The sequence below is a fragment of the Enterobacter sp. HK-058-C-ECC genome (assembly GCF_047531125.1).
Lineage (GTDB): Bacteria > Pseudomonadota > Gammaproteobacteria > Enterobacterales > Enterobacteriaceae > Enterobacter > Enterobacter quasiroggenkampii.
Genome location: NZ_JBLKCH010000001.1, coordinates 274,976 through 294,197 on the forward strand (window position 1 = coordinate 274,976; position 19,222 = coordinate 294,197).

General features: G+C 57.2%; 18 protein-coding genes. 13 read left to right on the top strand and 5 right to left on the bottom strand.

Annotated elements, in window-relative coordinates:
* Positions 1 to 88 precede the first annotated feature (88 nt).
* Complete coding sequence (gene murJ, locus ACMWJS_RS01340) at positions 89 to 1,624, top strand: murein biosynthesis integral membrane protein MurJ (protein WP_048975864.1); 1,536 nt, start codon at positions 89 to 91, stop codon at positions 1,622 to 1,624.
* Between the two features lie 59 nt (positions 1,625 to 1,683).
* Here the strand turns inward: murJ and flgN are convergent, their stop codons facing one another.
* The 3 genes from flgN to flgA form a co-directional block, all read right to left on the bottom strand.
* The gene (gene flgN / locus ACMWJS_RS01345) at positions 1,684 to 2,109 is read right to left on the bottom strand and encodes a flagella biosynthesis chaperone FlgN (protein WP_008500818.1); all 426 of its coding nucleotides are present in this window, start codon (positions 2,107 to 2,109) and stop codon (positions 1,684 to 1,686) included.
* A 4-nt stretch (positions 2,110 to 2,113) separates the two neighbouring features.
* Complete coding sequence (gene flgM / locus ACMWJS_RS01350; RefSeq protein WP_008500817.1) at positions 2,114 to 2,407, bottom strand: flagellar biosynthesis anti-sigma factor FlgM; 294 nt, start codon at positions 2,405 to 2,407, stop codon at positions 2,114 to 2,116.
* Between the two features lie 93 nt (positions 2,408 to 2,500).
* Positions 2,501 to 3,160 (bottom strand): flagellar basal body P-ring formation chaperone FlgA, encoded by a 660-nt coding sequence (gene flgA / locus ACMWJS_RS01355; protein WP_023327100.1) that lies wholly within the window; start codon positions 3,158 to 3,160, stop codon positions 2,501 to 2,503.
* Positions 3,161 to 3,317: 157 nt separating this feature from the next.
* Here flgA and flgB point away from each other — a divergent pair, with 157 nt between their 5' ends.
* The 11 genes from flgB to flgL all read left to right on the top strand — a co-directional run bounded on the left by flgB (position 3,318) and on the right by flgL (position 13,214).
* Complete coding sequence (gene flgB, locus ACMWJS_RS01360) at positions 3,318 to 3,734, top strand: flagellar basal body rod protein FlgB (RefSeq protein WP_008500815.1); 417 nt, start codon at positions 3,318 to 3,320, stop codon at positions 3,732 to 3,734.
* 3 nt (positions 3,735 to 3,737) lie between these two features.
* Positions 3,738 to 4,142 carry a flagellar basal body rod protein FlgC gene (gene flgC, locus ACMWJS_RS01365; protein ID WP_008500814.1) on the top strand — a complete coding sequence of 135 codons (405 nt, stop codon included), beginning with the start codon at positions 3,738 to 3,740 and terminating at the stop codon, positions 4,140 to 4,142.
* Between the two features lie 11 nt (positions 4,143 to 4,153).
* Positions 4,154 to 4,864, top strand: a complete 711-nt coding sequence (gene flgD / locus ACMWJS_RS01370; RefSeq protein WP_032650840.1) for a flagellar hook assembly protein FlgD — start codon at positions 4,154 to 4,156, stop codon at positions 4,862 to 4,864.
* Positions 4,865 to 4,890: 26 nt separating this feature from the next.
* Positions 4,891 to 6,141, top strand: a complete 1,251-nt coding sequence (flgE, locus tag ACMWJS_RS01375) for a flagellar hook protein FlgE (RefSeq protein WP_032650841.1) — start codon at positions 4,891 to 4,893, stop codon at positions 6,139 to 6,141.
* Between the two features lie 20 nt (positions 6,142 to 6,161).
* Positions 6,162 to 6,917 carry a flagellar basal body rod protein FlgF gene (locus ACMWJS_RS01380; protein WP_008500811.1) on the top strand — a complete coding sequence of 252 codons (756 nt, stop codon included), beginning with the start codon at positions 6,162 to 6,164 and terminating at the stop codon, positions 6,915 to 6,917.
* A gap of 11 nt (positions 6,918 to 6,928) precedes the next feature.
* Positions 6,929 to 7,711 (top strand): flagellar basal-body rod protein FlgG, encoded by a 783-nt coding sequence (gene flgG, locus ACMWJS_RS01385; RefSeq protein WP_008500810.1) that lies wholly within the window; start codon positions 6,929 to 6,931, stop codon positions 7,709 to 7,711.
* Positions 7,712 to 7,768: 57 nt separating this feature from the next.
* Entirely contained in the window at positions 7,769 to 8,467 is a 699-nt protein-coding gene (gene flgH, locus ACMWJS_RS01390) for a flagellar basal body L-ring protein FlgH (protein ID WP_032666985.1), read from the top strand.
* Between the two features lie 12 nt (positions 8,468 to 8,479).
* Positions 8,480 to 9,577 carry a flagellar basal body P-ring protein FlgI gene (locus tag ACMWJS_RS01395; RefSeq protein ID WP_029740346.1) on the top strand — a complete coding sequence of 366 codons (1,098 nt, stop codon included), beginning with the start codon at positions 8,480 to 8,482 and terminating at the stop codon, positions 9,575 to 9,577.
* A complete protein-coding gene (gene flgJ, locus ACMWJS_RS01400; protein WP_021240767.1) occupies positions 9,577 to 10,530 on the top strand; it encodes a flagellar assembly peptidoglycan hydrolase FlgJ in 954 nt (317 codons plus the stop codon). The genes ACMWJS_RS01395 and flgJ overlap by 1 nt, the downstream gene beginning before the upstream one ends.
* A 75-nt stretch (positions 10,531 to 10,605) precedes the next feature.
* Positions 10,606 to 12,246: a flagellar hook-associated protein FlgK gene (flgK, locus tag ACMWJS_RS01405; RefSeq protein WP_045910192.1), complete on the top strand. Its 1,641-nt coding sequence runs from the start codon at positions 10,606 to 10,608 to the stop codon at positions 12,244 to 12,246.
* Between the two features lie 14 nt (positions 12,247 to 12,260).
* Complete coding sequence (gene flgL / locus ACMWJS_RS01410) at positions 12,261 to 13,214, top strand: flagellar hook-associated protein FlgL (protein WP_045910193.1); 954 nt, start codon at positions 12,261 to 12,263, stop codon at positions 13,212 to 13,214.
* Positions 13,215 to 13,289: 75 nt separating this feature from the next.
* Here the strand turns inward: flgL and ACMWJS_RS01415 are convergent, their stop codons facing one another.
* Positions 13,290 to 14,504 (bottom strand): MFS transporter, encoded by a 1,215-nt coding sequence (locus ACMWJS_RS01415; protein ID WP_414746487.1) that lies wholly within the window; start codon positions 14,502 to 14,504, stop codon positions 13,290 to 13,292.
* A 145-nt stretch (positions 14,505 to 14,649) separates the two neighbouring features.
* On the opposite strand from ACMWJS_RS01415, the gene ACMWJS_RS01420 reads away from it, so the two are divergent.
* The gene (locus ACMWJS_RS01420) at positions 14,650 to 15,552 is read left to right on the top strand and encodes a LysR family transcriptional regulator (protein ID WP_414746488.1); all 903 of its coding nucleotides are present in this window, start codon (positions 14,650 to 14,652) and stop codon (positions 15,550 to 15,552) included.
* A 48-nt stretch (positions 15,553 to 15,600) separates the two neighbouring features.
* On the opposite strand, the gene rne is transcribed toward ACMWJS_RS01420, so the two are convergent.
* Complete coding sequence (gene rne, locus ACMWJS_RS01425) at positions 15,601 to 18,720, bottom strand: ribonuclease E (protein ID WP_262801857.1); 3,120 nt, start codon at positions 18,718 to 18,720, stop codon at positions 15,601 to 15,603.
* Between the last annotated feature and the right edge of the window lie 502 nt (positions 18,721 to 19,222).

Here is a 19,222-nt window from a genome sequence, read left to right on the forward strand (position 1 = left end):
GTAGACTAAGCGCCGCTTGTAGGCTTTGCCGGGTGGCGCTTACGCTTGCCCGTCCTGGAAATCCGTATGGTTCTGGAAATTCACGTTAATGAACTTATTAAAATCGCTGGCGGCCGTCAGCTCGATGACCATGTTTTCCCGCGTGCTGGGTTTTGCGCGCGACGCCATTGTGGCAAGGGTATTTGGTGCAGGGATGGCCACGGACGCCTTTTTCGTCGCGTTCAAATTACCGAACCTGCTGCGTCGTATATTTGCGGAAGGGGCGTTTTCTCAGGCATTCGTCCCGATCCTGGCGGAATATAAAAGCAAGCAGGGCGAGGACGCAACGCGCGTCTTTGTGTCTTATGTCTCCGGCCTGCTGACGCTGGCGCTGGCGGTGGTGACCGTCCTCGGGATGCTGGCTGCGCCCTGGGTGATTATGGTGACCGCGCCCGGCTTTGCCGATACGGCCGACAAGTTTGCCCTGACCTCGCAGCTTTTGCGCATCACCTTCCCTTATATTCTGCTGATCTCGCTGGCCTCGCTGGTGGGGGCGATCCTCAACACCTGGAACCGCTTCTCTGTTCCCGCGTTTGCGCCGACGTTCCTTAACGTCAGCATGATCGGCTTTGCCCTGTTCGCCGCGCCGCACTTCAACCCGCCGGTACTGGCGCTGGCCTGGGCGGTCACCGTGGGCGGCGTGCTGCAGCTGGCGTATCAGCTACCGCATCTGAAAAAAATCGGCATGCTGGTGCTGCCGCGCATCAACCTCAAAGATGCCGGGGCGATGCGCGTCATCAAGCAGATGGGGCCCGCCATTCTCGGCGTCTCCGTCAGCCAGATCTCGCTGATTATCAACACCATCTTTGCCTCGTTCCTGGTGTCCGGCTCGGTTTCCTGGATGTACTATGCCGACCGCCTGATGGAGTTCCCGTCCGGGGTGCTGGGCGTGGCGCTGGGGACCATCCTGCTGCCGTCGCTGTCGAAAAGTTTTGCCAGCGGCAACCATGATGAGTATTGCCGCCTGATGGACTGGGGCCTGCGTCTCTGCTTCCTGCTGGCCCTGCCAAGCGCGGTGGCGCTGGGTATTCTGGCCAAACCGCTGACGGTGTCGCTCTTCCAGTACGGGAAGTTCACCGCCTTCGATGCCGCCATGACCCAGCGCGCGCTGATTGCCTACTCGGTGGGCCTGATGGGGCTGATCGTGGTGAAAGTGCTGGCGCCGGGCTTTTATTCGCGTCAGGACATCAAAACGCCGGTAAAAATTGCCATCGTGACGCTGATTATGACGCAGCTGATGAACCTGGCGTTTATTGGTCCGCTGAAGCATGCAGGCCTGTCATTATCGATTGGTCTGGCGGCCTGTCTGAATGCCGGGCTGCTGTACTGGCAGCTGCGCAAGCAGGATATTTTCACGCCGCAGCCGGGCTGGGGGAGTTTCCTGGCGCGCCTGATCGTTGCGGTACTGGTGATGTCTGCTGCGCTGCTTGGCATGATGTACGTGATGCCGGAATGGTCCCTGGGTACCATGCCTTATCGACTGATGCGGCTGATGGCCGTAGTAGGCGTCGGGGTGGTGGCGTACTTTGCCACGCTCGCGGTGCTGGGTTTCAAAGTCAAAGAGTTTGCCCGCCGGACGGCATAAACGCCAAAAGGGGAGTTCACCTTAGGGTGCTCCCCACTGCATAATTTGTCGCTTTAGCGTCAAATCGAAATCTTTTTCACACCCGCAATACGTGCAGTCGCTGTCTGACCATCCGCACCGTACAGTCCGGTTTCTTTATGCGGTTTCAACACCTCAAGCGCCTGCTGATTACGCTCAATCTGACCTTCCAGTAGCCAGCCGTTATGCTGGTTAAGATCGCGCAGGTGCTGGGTTTTTTCGGTAATGGTCTGCCAGCGCTCAATAATATCGTCATTGGCGCTGCGCTTAGGATCCTGCTCAGCGCGTCGCTGCTGCTCCAGATAATCCAGCGTTGCCAGAAGCGAACTTTTGTCTTCAGTAATACGCTGCAACGCGCTGCCGTTGATGTGACCGGAAGAGAGATGCTGCTGTTCAGCGTCCATTACCGTTTTCAGGTCGTTCAGGACAACCGTCATTTGATCCAGTATTTCTGACAGTCGACTCATACGGTTAGTTACTCTGTAAGAAACTCTGTGCTTCCTGAATCAGGGCGTCAGCGATTTTGCTGGTGTCCATTTTCAGCTCACCGTTACGAATAGCTGTTTTCAGCGCTTCAACACGTTCCATATTGATATCGTTGCTGCCCGGCTGCATCAGTTTTGCCTGCGCGTCGCTCAGGGTCACGCTGGTGCTGTTGGACGTTGACGGTTTTTCCAGACGCGTTTTCTGCGCCGTAGCGTCATTCGTTTCGCGAGGTTGTACAGCGCTTACCGGCTTCAGGGCTGATGTACGATCAATGCTCATAGTGTTGTCCTCATCGAGGGTTCGCGGCGTTTGCGCCTGACATCATCATTAGTGGAATATTTATCGGCACGCGCCGCGAAATCTTTAAAAAGATTATAGGTTAATCAGAATATTCCCATCAGCATCGACGGTTCCGCTCACCACCTGGCCTGAGGACATTCTGACGCGGGCGTTTTGCGCCACCGCGGCATTGTTCAACGCTTTCCCTTCACTGTTGATGCTAAAGCCATCTCCGTTGGCGACCACCATCACCTGCTGGCCTGCTTTTACCCGCCATGCCTGACGCAGCATGGAGATCTGTATCGGTTGGCCTGGCGCGACGTCGCGCAAGCTGACGGCGTCCTGTGCCTGGTTAATATCCAGCATGGTGCGTGGCGGCAGTTGATCCAGACGGCCGCGCTTCAGCGTCACGCTGTTTGTCTGCAGCACGCTGCCGCGCGCAATGGGCACGGCAGCGACAACATAATTGCCCGTCGCCTGAACGGCAACCTGTAAATAGCGTTTTTCGTTGGCGCAGCGTGCCAGCACGTTCACATTCCCCCAAAGCTTTGTGAACCCCACCACGCTGAAGGACGGCTGATCACACGTCGGGTACAGATTCGGTGGCGTGCGCACGGTAACGGTCACGTCATCGCTAAAGCCTGCCAGTTTTTCAGCAAAAAAAGCCGTTAGCCGATCCTGTAACCCTTCAGCCTGCGCCAGAGGGCTTAACAGTAAGAGAGCCGCCACCAGACCACGTTTTAACGTTTGCATCGCAAGTTCCACCGTTTCCAGAGTTGAACGAATTCTACCTGCAGTGGTTTTGCATCAACGGAATAAATAGCGACGCATTTTGCGCTTATTCCGTCGATAGGGGAGACCGGGTGAGATTTAAGCTGTGAACTGAAATTTTGCCATCAGCGGAGGAGACATGCTCGATAAACTCGACGCCGCGTTACGTTTTCAGCAGGAAGCGCTCAACTTACGCGCCCAGCGGCAGGAGATTTTAGCCGCCAATATCGCTAACGCCGATACCCCGGGGTATCAGGCGCGCGATATTGATTTTTCCAGTGAACTCAAAAAGGTGATGGAGCGTGGACGTGCCGAAGGAACGGGTGTTGCACTTGCCATGACATCCTCTCGCCATATTCCTGCTCAGGCGATGACCGCGCCAGCGACCGATTTACTTTATCGCATTCCCGATCAGCCCTCACTCGACGGTAACACCGTGGATATGGACCGGGAGCGTACCCAGTTTGCCGACAACAGCCTGAAATACCAGACGGGCCTGACCGTACTCGGCGGACAAATCAAAGGCATGATGAACGTCCTGCAGGGGGGGAACTGATAGATGGCCTTGCTGAATATTTTTGATATCGCCGGTTCGGCGTTAACCGCACAGTCCAAACGCCTGAACGTGGCCGCCAGTAACCTGGCGAACGCCGACAGTGTCACCGGACCCGACGGCCAGCCCTATCGTGCCAAACAGGTTGTCTTTCAGGTCGATGCTGCGCCAGGCGCGGCGACGGGCGGCGTGAAGGTCTCTGATGTGGTAGAGAGCCAGGCGCCGGACAGGCTGGTGTATGAGCCGGGTAACCCGCTTGCGGATGCCAGCGGATACGTGAAGATGCCAAACGTGGATGTGGTGGGTGAGATGGTGAACTCCATGTCGGCTTCCCGTAGCTACCAGGCCAACGTCGAAGTGCTTAATACCGTGAAGAGCATGATGCTCAAAACACTCACTCTCGGCCAGTAAAGGAGACATGCATGTCCATCGCCGTAAATGTGAATGATCCTACGAACTCGGGTGTTAACAACACAAAGAGTACGACAGGTTCTAACTCCCTGACGGGGAGTAACGCCGCCGACCTTCAGGGCAGCTTTCTGACGCTTCTGGTGGCGCAGCTTAAGAACCAGGATCCCACCAACCCAATGCAGAACAACGAACTGACCACGCAGCTTGCGCAGATCAGTACCGTGAGCGGCATTGAGAAACTGAACACCACCCTCGGTTCCGTCTCTGGGCAGATTAACAGCGCCCAGTCTCTGCAGGCGGCAAGCCTGATTGGTCACGGGGTGATGATCCCGGGAACCACGATTCTGGCAGGCACCAGCACCACCGACGGCAATACCACCACGACGACCACGCCGTTTGGCGTTGAGCTCCAGCAGCCGGCTGAGAAGGTGACGGCAACGATCACGGATGCCAATAACGTGGTGGTTCGCACCATTGATATCGGCGAGCTGAAGGCGGGCGTTCACACCTTTACCTGGGATGGCAGCCTGACCGACGGCACCAAAGCACCAAACGGATCCTACAAAGTGGCAATCAGCGCCAGCAACGGGACGACCCAGCTGGTAGCGCAGCCGCTGCAGTTCGCGCTGGTCCAGGGCGTGATTAAAGGAAGCGACGGCAACAAACTGGATTTGGGAACCTCTGGTTCCACCACACTCGACGAAGTTCGGCAGATTATCTAAGCCTTAACACTTATCAGGAGTAAGTCATGGCCTTTTCTCAAGCGGTCAGCGGCCTGAATGCTGCGGCCACCAACCTGGACGTCATTGGCAACAACATCGCCAACTCCGCGACCTATGGTTTTAAATCCGGTTCTGCTTCCTTTGCAGACATGTTTGCCGGTTCCAAAGTCGGCCTGGGCGTGAAAGTTGCGGGCATCACTCAGGACTTTAGCGACGGCACCACCACCAACACCGGTCGTGGTCTGGACGTTGCCATCAGCCAGAACGGTTTCTTCCGTATGGTCGATTCCAACGGCTCTGTGTTCTACAGCCGTAACGGCCAGTTCAAGCTGGATGAAAACCGTACGCTGGTTAACATGCAGGGCATGCAGCTGACGGGCTACCCGGTAGCGGGAACGCCGCCTACCGTTCAGACCGGTGCGAACCCTCAGGCAATTACCATTCCGAATACCCTGATGGCGGCGAAATCGACCACCACCGCGACGCAGCAGATCAACCTGAACTCAACCGATCCTGTTCAAACCGCTCCCTTCGATGCGACTAACCCGGATACCTACAACAAAAAAGGGACCGTGACCGTATTCGACAGCCAGGGTAACGCCCATAACATGTACGTCTACTACGTTAAGACGGCTGACAATAAATGGGATCTTTACACTCAGGACGGCAGCGTAGCGGGTTCTGCAGCGACGAAAGCGGCGCAGATGAACTTTGATGCGAACGGTAACCTGGCGGGTGTGTATAACTACGACGCGGCGGGTGTGCTGAGCGCAGCGCCAAACGCCACGCCGGCCATTAACATCACCACGGGCTCCGTCAGCGGTGCAACGGCGGCGACTTTCTCCCTGAGCTTCCAGAACTCCATGCAGCAGAATACCGGCGCGAACAGCGTGGTGGCTACCAATCAGAACGGCTACAAGCCAGGCGATCTGGTGAGCTACCAGATCAACGACGATGGCACCGTGGTGGGAAGCTACTCTAACGAACAGTCTCAGGTTCTGGGTCAGATCGTGCTGGCAAACTTCGCCAACAACGAAGGTCTGAAATCGGAAGGCGACAACGTCTGGTCTGCCACCCAGTCCTCTGGCGTGGCGCTTCTGGGTACCGCAGGCACCGGTAACTTTGGCAAGCTGACCAACGGCGCGCTGGAAGCTTCCAACGTGGATATGAGTAAAGAACTGGTGAACATGATCGTCGCGCAGCGTAACTATCAGTCGAACGCGCAGACCATCAAAACCCAGGACCAGATCCTCAACACGCTGGTTAACCTGCGTTAAGCGGCTAACAGGAAAGCGCAATGGATCACGCAATATATACCGCGATGGGCGCGGCAAGTCAGACGCTCAATCAGCAGGCCGTTACCGCCAGCAACCTGGCAAACGCCTCAACGCCGGGCTTTCGCGCGCAGCTTAATGCGCTGCGCGCGGTGCCGGTAGAAGGGCTTTCCCTGCCGACCCGTACACTGGTGACCGCATCGACCCCTGGCGCCGATATGACGCCAGGGCAGATGGACTACACCTCACGCCCGCTGGACGTGGCTCTGCAGCAGGACGGCTGGCTGGCGGTGCAAACGGCGGACGGCAGTGAAGGCTATACCCGTAACGGGAACATTCAGGTGAGCGCGACGGGCCAACTGACGATTCAGGGGCATCCGGTGATGGGGGAAGCGGGTCCGCTGACCGTACCGGAAGGCTCTGAGCTGACTATCGCTGCGGACGGCACCATTTCGGCGCTCAACCCGGGCGACCCGGCCAATACCGTTGCGCCCGTCGGTCGTCTGAAGCTGGTTAAGGCGGAAGGCAAAGAGGTGCAGCGTGGCGACGACGGCATGTTCCGTCTGACCCAGGCGGCGCAGGCGACGCGGGGTGCCACCTTACAGGCCGATCCGAGCATCCGCGTGATGTCCGGCGTTCTGGAAGGCAGTAACGTCAAGCCGGTCGAAGCCATGACCGACATGATCGCCAGCGCCCGCCGCTTTGAAATGCAGATGAAGATCATCAGCAGCGTGGATGAAAACGCGGGCAAGGCTAACCAACTTCTGGCTATGAGCTAACAGGATTCCTTATGATCAGTTCTTTATGGATCGCGAAAACTGGCCTGGACGCCCAGCAAACCAATATGGACGTGATTGCTAACAACCTGGCAAACGTCAGCACCAATGGTTTCAAGCGTCAGCGCGCCGTTTTCGAAGATTTGCTTTATCAAACCATCCGCCAGCCGGGGGCGCAGTCTTCTGAACAGACGACGCTGCCTTCGGGCCTGCAGATCGGTACCGGTGTTCGTCCGGTGGCCACCGAGCGTCTGCACAGTCAGGGCAACCTGTCTCAGACCAACAACAGCAAAGACGTGGCGATCAAAGGCCAGGGCTTCTTCCAGGTGCAGCTGCCTGACGGGACTTCTGCCTACACCCGCGACGGCTCGTTCCAGGTCGATCAGAATGGCCAGCTGGTGACGGCGGGCGGTTTCCAGGTCCAGCCTGCGATTACCATCCCGGCGAACGCACTGAGCATCACCATCGGACGTGACGGTGTGGTCAGCGTAACCCAGCAGGGGCAGGCCGCGCCGGTTCAGGTTGGGCAGCTCAACCTGACCACCTTCATGAACGATACCGGTCTGGAAAGCATTGGTGAGAACCTCTACACCGAGACGCAATCCTCCGGTACGCCAAATGAAAGTACCCCGGGCCTGAACGGCGCGGGCCTGCTGTATCAGGGCTATGTTGAAACCTCCAACGTGAACGTGGCGGAAGAGCTGGTGAATATGATCCAGGTCCAGCGCGCGTATGAAATTAACAGTAAAGCAGTGTCGACGACCGACCAGATGCTGCAGAAACTGACGCAACTCTAAGGTGTAGCCCGGTGCGGTAAACGCCGCGCCGGCTCCCTGTTTTCGAAGATGAAGGCAATGCAAAAAAACGCGGCGTTTCGTTATCCGATACTGACTGTTCTGGCCGTCACCCTCAGCGGGTGTGCCTGGATCCCGTCTAAACCTTTGGTCCAGGGTGCGACGACTGCCCAACCCGTTCCTGGCCCTGCGCCAGTGGTAAACGGCTCCATTTTCCAGACCGCGCAGCCGATTAATTACGGCTATCAGCCGCTGTTTGAAGATCGCCGCCCGCGTAACGTCGGCGATACATTGACCATTGTGCTGCAGGAAAACGTCAGCGCGAGCAAGAGCTCGTCGGCGAACGCCAGCCGCGATGGCAAAACGAATTTTGGCTTCGACACTGTGCCACGCTATCTCGAAGGGCTGTTCGGCAACGCACGTGCTGATGTGAACGCGTCCGGCGGCAATACCTTTAACGGTAAAGGCGGCGCGAATGCCAGCAACACCTTCAGCGGTACGCTGACGGTGACGGTTGACCAGGTACTGGTTAACGGCAACCTACACGTTGTGGGTGAAAAACAGATCGCCATCAACCAGGGCACTGAATTCATTCGCTTCTCGGGCGTGGTTAACCCTCGCACCATCAGCGGCACCAACACCGTTCCGTCCACTCAGGTGGCGGATGCGCGCATTGAGTACGTCGGGAACGGCTATATCAATGAAGCGCAAAATATGGGTTGGCTGCAGCGCTTCTTCCTTAATTTATCGCCGATGTAAGCGAGGTGACCCATGTTTAAATCGATCTTCGCCGTGGCGCTCGCGCTGGTGGCTACCTTTGCCCAGGCTGACCGTATTCGCGATCTCACCAGCGTTCAGGGCGTGCGCGAAAACTCGCTGATTGGCTACGGCCTGGTGGTGGGTCTGGACGGTACTGGTGACCAGACGACCCAGACTCCTTTTACCACCCAAAGCCTGAACAACATGCTTTCCCAGCTCGGCATTACCGTGCCAGCGGGAACTAACATGCAGCTGAAAAACGTGGCGGCAGTAATGGTCACCGCGTCCTACCCGGCGTTTGCGCGCCAGGGACAGACCATTGACGTGGTGGTCTCCTCAATGGGTAACGCCAAAAGCCTGCGCGGCGGTACGTTGCTGATGACCCCGCTGAAAGGCGTCGACAGCCAGGTTTATGCGCTTGCGCAGGGGAACATTCTGGTCGGCGGTGCGGGAGCATCCGCAGGCGGAAGCAGCGTGCAGGTGAACCAGCTCAACGGCGGACGGATTACCAACGGGGCGATCATTGAGCGTGAACTGCCGACCCAGTTTGGCGCGGGCAACACCATCAACCTGCAGCTCAATAATGAAGACTTCACGATGGCGCAGCAGATTGCCGATACCATCAACCGCAGCCGCGGCTATGGTAATGCAACGGCACTCGATGCGCGCACCGTGCAGATCCGTACCTCCACCGGCAGCAGCAACCAGGTGCGCATGCTGGCCGATATCCAGAATATGGAAGTGAACGTTCCGGTCCAGGATGCGAAGGTGATCATCAACTCCCGTACTGGCTCGGTGGTCATGAACCGGGAAGTGTCGCTCGACAGCTGCGCCGTGGCGCAGGGGAACCTTTCCGTGACGGTAAACCGCTCCGCGAACGTGAGCCAGCCGAATACGCCATTTGGTGGCGGTCAGACGGTGGTGACGCCGCAAACGCAGATTGATATGCGCCAGAGCGGCGGGTCACTGCAAAGCGTGCGCTCCAGCGCCAACCTGAACAGCGTGGTGCGTGCCCTGAATGCCCTGGGGGCAACGCCGATGGATCTGATGTCCATCCTGCAATCGATGCAAAGCGCGGGCTGCCTGCGCGCCAAACTGGAAATCATCTGATGCTGACCGATAGCAAACTGTTGACCAGTGCAGCCTGGGACGCCCAGTCGCTCAACGAACTGAAAACCAAAGCAGGAAAAGACCCGGCGGCGAATATCCGCCCGGTCGCCCGCCAGGTGGAAGGGATGTTTGTACAGATGATGCTGAAAAGCATGCGCGAAACCCTGCCGAAAGACGGGATGTTCAGCAGTGATTCAACGCGTCTCTACACCAGCATGTATGACCAGCAGATTGCGCAGCAGATGACCGCCGGGAAAGGCCTCGGTCTGGCTGACATGATTGTCAAGCAGACCGAAGCCGCGCAGGGCATTCAGCCTCAGGATCAGCCGCAGCAGGTACCGATGAAATTCGACCTGGAAACGGTGACCAGCTATCAGAACCAGGCTCTGACGCAAATGGTGCGTAAAGCCATGCCGAAAGCCACGGGCAGCGGCGATGAGCCGCTCTCCGGTGACAGCAAAGACTTCCTGGCGCAGCTTTCTCTGCCTGCGCGCCTTGCCAGCGAACAGAGCGGCGTACCGCATCACCTGATTCTGGCGCAGGCCGCGCTGGAGTCGGGCTGGGGTCAGCGCCAGATCCGCAAGGAAAACGGCGAGCCGAGTTTCAACATCTTCGGCGTAAAGGCTACCTCCAGCTGGAAGGGGCCAACCACGGAGATCACGACCACCGAATACGAGAACGGTGCGGCGGTGAAGGTGAAAGCCAAATTCCGCGTCTACAGCTCGTATCTGGAAGCCTTGTCCGATTATGTTGGCCTGCTGAGCCGAAATCCGCGCTATACCGCCGTGACGCAGGCGGCGACGGCGGAGCAGGGCGCTCAGGCGCTGCAAAACGCGGGCTACGCGACCGACCCGAACTATGCGCGTAAGCTCACCAGCATGATCCAGCAGCTGAAATCAATGGGCGAGAAGGTCAGCAAAGCCTATAGCACAGATATTGAAAATCTGTTCTGAAAGTTCTCAAGTCCCGGTGGAGGTTGCCGATAACCTTCATCAGGACTCGTGTCTGAACGTATAAAAGGAACCCCCATGTCCAGTTTGATTAACAGCGCCATGAGTGGCCTCAGTGCTGCGCAGTCGGCACTCAATACCGTCAGTAATAATATTTCAAGCTATAACGTGGCAGGCTATACCCGCCAGACCACGGTGCTGGGCGCATCTAACAGCACGCTGACCGGCGGTGGCTGGGTGGGTAACGGGGTGTATGTCTCCGGTGTCCAGCGTGAGTATGACGCCTTCATCACCAACCAGCTGCGCGCCGCGCAGACGCAGAGCAGCGGCCTGACGACGCGCTACCAGCAGATGTCAAAAATCGACGACGTGCTCTCCGATACCACCAACTCGCTCTCCACCACGCTGCAGGACTTCTTCAAGAGTCTGCAAACGCTGGTGAGCAACGCGGAAGACCCTGCGGCACGTCAGACGGTGCTGGGTAAAGCGGGCGGTCTGGTCAATCAGTTTAAAACCAACGATCAGTATCTTCGCGACCAGGATACGCAGGTCAATACCGCGATTAGCACCAGCGTTTCTCAGATCAACAACTATGCCAAACAGATTGCCAATCTGAACGATCAGATTTCCCGTCTGACCGGCGTCGGCGCGGGCGCATCGCCTAACGATCTGCTTGATCAGCGCGATCAGCTCGTCAATGAGCTGAACAAAATCGTCGGCGTGGAAGTCTCTGTCCAGGATAGCGGCACGTTTAACATCTCTTTCGGCAACGGTTACAGCCTGGTACAGGGCAGCAAAGCCAACCAGCTGGCTGCCGTGAAGTCGAGTGCCGATCCGGCCCGTACTACCGTGGCCTATGTCGATGACGTGGCCGGGAACGTCGAGATCCCGGAAAAAATGATCACCACCGGTTCATTAGGCGGTTTACTGACTTTCCGTACGGAAGATCTGGATAAAGCCCGTAATACCCTGAACCAGATGGCGCTGGCCTTTGCCGATTCGATGAACACGCAGCATGAAGCCGGTTTTGACGCTAACGGTGATGCGGGCGGTAAGCTGTTCAACTTTGGTTCTCCGGCGGTGCTGTCCAACAGCAAGAACGGCGGATCGGCGGTTGTTACGGCCTCTGTGACGGACAGCAAACAGGTCCAGGCGACAGACTATAAGCTGCAGTTCAACGGTACTGACTGGACGATCACCCGTACATCAGACAAAACCAGCTTTACGATGAGCCCGGATGCCAGCGGCAATCTGTCATTTGATGGTCTTAACGTCAACGTGAGCGGCACGGCAAATACCAAAGACAGCTTTACCGTGAAGCCGGTTTCCGACGTCATCATGAACATGGATCTGGCGATCAGCGACGAGTCCAAGCTGGCGATGGCGTCAGTGCAGAACGGCGGCGAAAGTGATAACCGTAACGGCCAGAAACTGCTCGATCTGCAAAACGCGAAAGTCGTGGGGGGCAACAAAACCTTCAACGATGCGTATGCCTCTCTCGTCAGTACCGTGGGTAGCTCAACGGCGTCACTGAAGGTGAGCAGCCAGACGAAAGCCAACGTGGAGACGCAGTTAATCAAGCAGCAGCAGACCATCTCTGGGGTAAACCTCGACGAAGAGTATGGCAATTTGCAGCGTTATCAGCAGTATTACCTGGCGAACGCCCAGGTTCTCCAGACTGCCAGTACGCTCTTCGATGCAATTATCAACATTCGTTAAGGTTGAGGTGAACAATGCGTATTAGCACCCAGATGATGTATGAGCAGAACATGCGTGGGATCACCGATTCCCAGAGCAGATGGCTGAGCTACGGTGAACAGATGTCTACCGGCAAGCGCGTCAACCGTCCGTCGGACGATCCTATCGCCGCGTCGCAGGCCATCGTTCTGTCACAATCGCAGTCGCAAAACAGCCAGTTCGCGCTTGCGCGTACCTTCGCCACGCAAAAAGTCTCGCTGGAAGATAACGTGTTAACTCAGGTGAACACCGCGATCTCAAGCGTGCGCGAGAAGCTCGTCTACGCATCGAACGGCACATTAAGCGATGACGACCGTCTGTCTCTGGCGACCGATATTCAGGGGATCCGCGATCAGCTTATGAACCTGGCCAACACGACGGATGGTAATGGTCGCTTTATCTTTGCGGGATACAAAACCGAGAGCGCACCGTTTGATGCCGCGACCGGGGATTATAACGGCGGCGCTGAGGCTATCACGCAGCAGGTTGATACGGCGCGTAATATGGCCATTAGCCATACCGGGCAGCAAATTTTCGAAAGCATTACCAGTAATGCGGAACAGCTGCCGGGCGGTGGATATGGCGAGACGAACATGTTCAAAATCCTGGATTCTGCGATTGCGTCGCTGAAGACGCCGATTGAGAACGATCCGGCTGCCGCAACGGCGCAAAGCCAGGTGATTGCCAATGCGCAAATCGGCATTAAAAACTCCCAGAACAATATTCTGACGGTCGTTGCGGATGTGGGCACCAAGATGAACGAGCTGGAAAAACTCGATACGCTGGGCGATGACCGCGCGCTGGGTCAGACCAAGCAGATGAGCGACCTGGTTGATGTCGACTGGAACGAAGCGATTTCCTCTTACACCATGCAGCAGGCGGCCTTGCAGGCGTCTTATAAAGCGTTTAGCGATATGCAGGGTATGTCTCTGTTCCAGCTGAACAAATAACATCTTGACCTCTTGGAACATGTCTTGAAACTGGGCATGTTTTACTGCCCAATCCGTCTGGATTGGGCATTTTTTTTATGCGGCTTCCGCCGGTACGGAAGCGACACGTGCGCTTTCTATCAGACGGATGGCCAGCGCAATGACGCCACAGACGGTGGCCAGTGCGACCACGCCCGTCCAGCCAGCCAGCGAGTAGATATTGCTGCCTAACGCGGACCCCAGCGCCATCCCGATAAAGACCACCGTAAAGAGCAGGGCGTTGAGACGACCCCGTGCCTGCGGTTCAAGGCTGTACACCAGGTTCTGGTGGGCGACCAGGCTGGACTGCAGGCCCAGGTCGAACCCGACGGCAGAGATGGCGATCAGCATCAGCTGTCCATGAACGCCCAATGCGGGCATCAGGAACATCAGGGCGAAAGAGACGGTCACAAGGACGGCACCAAGCTGTGTGACTTTTCCGGCCCCCAGTTTGTCCGCCAGGCCCCCCGCCAGTGGGGCAGCTAACGCACCCGCGGCACCGGCAATACCAAAACCACCTGCGACGGCACTACCCAGGTGATAGCGTTCCAGCAGCATGACCGCAAGCGTTGACCAGAAGGCGCTAAAGGCAATCGACAGGAAACCCTGAGCCAGCGCCGCACGGCGCAGTGCCGGATAACGACGCCACAGGTGCTCCATCGAGCGCATCAGCGCGGGGTAGCTCAGCGTGGAGTGAATGGCAAAACGGGGAAGCATAAACCACATCATCACCCCGATGAACGCGATGCTCGCCGCCGCCAGCTGGTACATGACGCGCCAGCCGAACGCTTCGCCCACCACGCCGCTTACGGTTCTGGATAATAAGATACCCATCAGCAGGCCGGTCATTACAGTGCCCACGGTTTTCCCCTGTTTACCTTCCGGTGCGAGAATGGCCGCGGCGGGGACGATATCCTGCGCCATGGTGGCGGCCATGCCGATGAGCAGGCTTGCCAGCAGAAGAGAATGGATCTGCCCGGTCAGGCTACAGCCGAGAAGAAACAGCGCCAGCGCCGCGCTTTTGATCAGAATTAAGGTCCTGCGGTCGTGGCGATCGCCCAGAGGAAGCAGGAACAGGATGCCGAGCGCGTAGCCTGCCTGCGTTAATGTTGGCACCAGGCCCATACCTTCAATGCTCAGATGCAGGTCAGCACCCATCAGCGGCAGCAGGGGCTGCGCGTAATAGATTGATGCCACGCTGAAGCCAGCCCCCAGAGCCAGCATAAAAATCACCCAGCGGCTTACAGCATGGGGAGTCGTTGTTGTGTTCATAAGTTGTTCCTCATTCGTCGTGTGCAGTTATTTTTTATCAGTACGCCTTGCGACGGTAGCGGGCCCGGTGGTAAAACGCTTATACGTTAAACGTATAACTGAAAATGCGATGAAAAGAGCTGAGCGTATAGACAGGGTAGAGCTAATGCGGACGTTTGTGCGCATTGTCGAGGCGGGTTCGCTTTCTGCGGCGGCACGGCAGCTGGCGACAACCCAGGCCACGGTAAGCCGACGGTTGCAGTCGCTTGAAACCATGCTGGGTGTGCGCCTGATGTTGCGCACCACCCACACGACGCGGCTAACGGATGACGGCGAGCGCTGCTATCAGCACGCCCGTCGGGTGATCGACAGCTGGCTGGCGCTGGAAGATGAGGTGGGGCAGACGGAAGATGAGCCGGTAGGCGTGCTGCGGGTGCGCGCCCCCCACGCGTTTGGTCAGGACCAGCTTCTGAAACCTGTAACCGAATTTTTGCAACGCTATCCCCAGCTTTCGATTGAGTGGATGCTGAACGATCGGTCGGCAGATTTTCTCGGTGACAACCTTGACTGCGCTATTCGGGTGGGTGTGGAGGTCGATCCGGCGACCGTATCCGTGCTGCTGGCGGAAGTGCCTCGCTCGGTGGTGGCCGCGCCAGCGCTGCTGGCCCGCTTCCCGGCGGTGAATACGCCGGAGGATTTGCAGCAGTTTCCCTGGATAGCCATCAGCTCTTTCTACCAGCGCCACGTGGAGCTATTTCACGATGCTTCGCCCGCCACCGCGCGGATTGCTATTACGCCACGCCTCAGCACCGACAGCCTGTACGTTGCACGAAATACGGCACTGACCGGGCTCGGTGTGGCGGTCGTATCAAGCTGGACGGTACATGATGATATTCGGGAAGGGCGGCTGGTGCATTTGCTGCCGGAGTGGCAGCCAGCGGCGCTACCGGTGCATCTGGTCTATCCCTGGTCCCGTTATTATCCGGCACGCTTGCGGCGTTTTCTTGAGTTGATGAGGCAGGTCATGCCGGAGGTGACCGGCATGAGGAAGCCTGTGCAGCAGCCATAAAAAAAGCCGACCTTAAGGTCGGCTTTTTACTTTCAGCGTTGTTTGTCGTTATTCGACAGACTGTGGACGCGTCGCGGGTGCAGTCGCCTGATGCGTTGCACTGTGGCCGCCTGCAGCGCCTTTACCGTCGAAGCTGAAGGCCGGGCGAACCCAGTCGCTGTGACGCGGTGCTTCTGGCACGTAATCCGGCGCCGGAGCGCGGGTCATCGGTGCAGTCGCCACGTGGGCAGCGGCTGGCGCAGAGACAACCGGCTCAGGTTTCACTTCAGGCGCTTTCGGTTCTTCAACAACCGGTTCAACCTCGATCTCAACGTCCTGAACGATTTCTTCAGTGGTCGTTTCGACGATGGCTTCAGCGGTGTCTTCCACGGCGGCTACAGGTTCAGCTTCTTCAGCGATTTCCTCAGCCACCACCACATCTTCTTCAGCAATAAGCTGCGGTGCGGCATCAACCGGCGCGGCAATCACTTCCGGATGCGTGGTTTCGACCTCAGCTGCCTGAGGTGCTTCCGCTTCAACAACCTGAGGTTCAACCACGGTTGCCGCTTCAGTCACAACGTCTTCTACCGCTGCTGCAGGTGCAATGATCTCTTCCGCAACTGGCTGTTCTTCAACAACCTGCTCCGGACGCGCTACCGGGTAGCGGATCCAGACTTTGCCGGAAGCCATTTCTGGCGAAGCACAGGCAATGGTCAGTGGCATTGGCGACTGAGTCGGGTAACGCTCGTCACGATAGCGGCGACGGCGCTGACCGCTGACGCGCAGATGACGTGGGGAACGACGTGAACGGCGCGGCATGCCGGCGTTATCACGGTTTTCACCGTTTTCATCCTGCTCAACGTTGTTATCAACGACCGCTGGCAGGTCAACTTTTGCCAGCTGCGTGCCGGTTGCGCTCTCGCGGGTTTCAACCGCGACGATTGCTGACTCTTCGGTTGCTTCGGAGGCGAAGCGGACTTTCTGAGCAAGCTGGCGCTGCTTACGACGCGGCATGACCTGAGTACGTTCTTCCTGCTCACCGTCCTGCTGTTCAACAGGCTCTTCGCGGTTCAGGTTTTTGACTTCCTGCTGTGCCTGACGCTTCTCGTCGTTACGGCGACGGTTGCGTTCACGGCGCGGCTGCTGGTCGTCACGCTGTTTGCTCTTCTCAGACTCATCGCCCGCCTGCTGGCGAATTTCACGATCTTCAACATTCTGCTGCTGTTTCTCGCGACGGTTGCGGCGGTTGTCTTCGCGTTGCTCACGGCCTTCATTGTTCTCAGAGCGGTTGTCACGGTTGTCACGACGCTCGCTGCGGTCATTACGATCGCTACGGTCATTACGGTCGCGGCGGTTGTTCTGACGCTTACGGCGGTCCTGCTGACGTTCTGGCTTGGCCGCTTTTGGCTCTTCTTTCGGCTGCTCTGGCTGAACTTCCTCACCGGCAAACATCTTCTTCAGCGCGCCGAAGAAGCGGCTCAGCAGACCCGGCTGTGCCGGCTGGGCTTTCGCTGCTGTTGCTTCTGGTTTCTGCGCCGCAGGTTTGGCAGCTGGTTTTTCCAGGGCTGCTTCCGGTGGGGCTTCTGGCATGATGAAGGTGGCTAACGCAGGCTGCTCTGGCAGTTTACGCTCTGCTGGCTCCTCATCTGAAGGCAGGGCCATCTCTTCTTCGTGCAGCTTCGGCAGCAGGTAGCTGAGCGTTGACGTCTCTTCGCCTTTACGGACACGCAGCACGTGATAGTGCGGGGTTTCCATCTGATCGTTTGGCACGATGATGCAGCGAACGCCACCCTGACGCGCTTCAATCGCACTGACCGCTGCACGTTTTTCGTTCAGCAGGTAAGAGGCAATTGGCACAGGGACAATCGCGTGAACCTCTTTGGTATTCTCTTTCAGCGCTTCTTCTTCAATCAGACGCAGAATAGAGAGGGACAGCGATTCGTTATCACGCACGGTACCGGTGCCGGAGCAGCGCGGACAAACGTGATGGCTGGACTCACCCAGCGATGGGCTCAGACGCTGGCGGGACATTTCCAGCAGGCCAAAGCGTGAGATATGGCTAATCTGGATACGCGCCCTGTCCTGACGCACCGCTTCGCGCAGACGGTTTTCTACCGCACGCTGGTGGCGAACAGGGGTCATGTCGATGAAGTCGATAACAATCAGACCGCCCAGGTCGCGCAGGCGGAGCTGGCGGGCGATTTCATCAGCGGCTTCAAGGTTGGTGTTGAAGGCGGTCTCTTCGATATCGCCACCGCGCGTTGCGCGAGCGGAGTTGATGTCGATAGCGGTCAGCGCTTCAGTGGTATCGATAACGATAGAACCGCCGGATGGCAGGCGCACTTCACGCTGGAAGGCGGATTCAATCTGGGATTCGATCTGATAGTGGCTGAACAGCGGGATTTCACCGGTGTACAGTTTAATTTTGCTGGTGAAATCCGGACGACCCAGCGCGGCGATGTGCTGGCGCGCCAGCTCAAGCACTTTCGGGTTATCGATCAGAATCTCACCGATGTCCTGACGCAGGTAGTCACGGAAGGCACGCACGATCACGTTGCTTTCCTGGTGGATCAGGAACGGAGCAGGGCGGCTTTCCGCTGCTTTCTGGATGGCTTCCCAGTGCTTCAGACGGAAGCTCAGGTCCCACTGGAGCGCTTCGGCGGATTTGCCGACGCCCGCGGTACGCACGATAAGCCCCATGCCATCAGGCAGTTCAAGGCTTGCCAGCGCTTCTTTCAGCTCGGTACGGTCATCACCTTCGATACGGCGAGAGATGCCACCCGCACGCGGGTTGTTAGGCATCAGCACCAGATAGCTCCCTGCCAGGCTGATAAAGGTAGTCAGTGCGGCACCTTTGTTGCCACGCTCTTCTTTATCAATCTGAACGATAACTTCCTGACCTTCACGCAGAACATCTTTGATGTTTGGTCGGCCATGGGCGTTGTAGTTTGCAGGGAAATATTCGCGGGCGATTTCTTTCAGAGGGAGGAAACCATGACGCTCAGCACCGTAATCGACAAATGCAGCTTCAAGGCTTGGTTCAATGCGGGTGATTTTACCTTTGTAAATGTTCGCTTTTTTCTGTTCGTGTCCAGGACTTTCGATATCCAGATCGTACAGGCGCTGCCCATCCACAAGGGCGACACGCAACTCTTCTTGCTGAGTTGCGTTGATTAACATTCTTTTCATCGTAACTTACTCGTTATTCTTACATTGACGACAAAGCTGCGGGCAAGGTGACGCTTTCCGGGGTATGAACCGATGGCCTCGTGTCTGTTCACGTCGCCAACCTCACGGTTGTCGCTCGCTTAAGAGGCGCAGAGTGTCGGTTGCCTGTATTTCATACGGAAACACAGCGCAATTATCAGGGGAATTGCCTGGGTAGAACTCTCCAGAGAACAATCCTTATACCGGGAAGTACTGCAACCCGCAGCCCGCTAACTGCCTGAAAGATCAATACGTCTTACGCCATTGCTGCGTGGATGATCGGTCAGACAAAATTGGTCATTCCGTCAACATCCTTACTTAACCAGGATTTAACACGGAAAACAGCCTCATTATTCCACTGCTCGCCGGGTTATAGCAAGATGACTTTTACCAATTATCACCCGGTTACTCACAGTTTCTTCACTTCAGAATGGCGATTGGTTTAATAACCACCAAATCGGTTGCGCGAAACGGGGGACAGGCC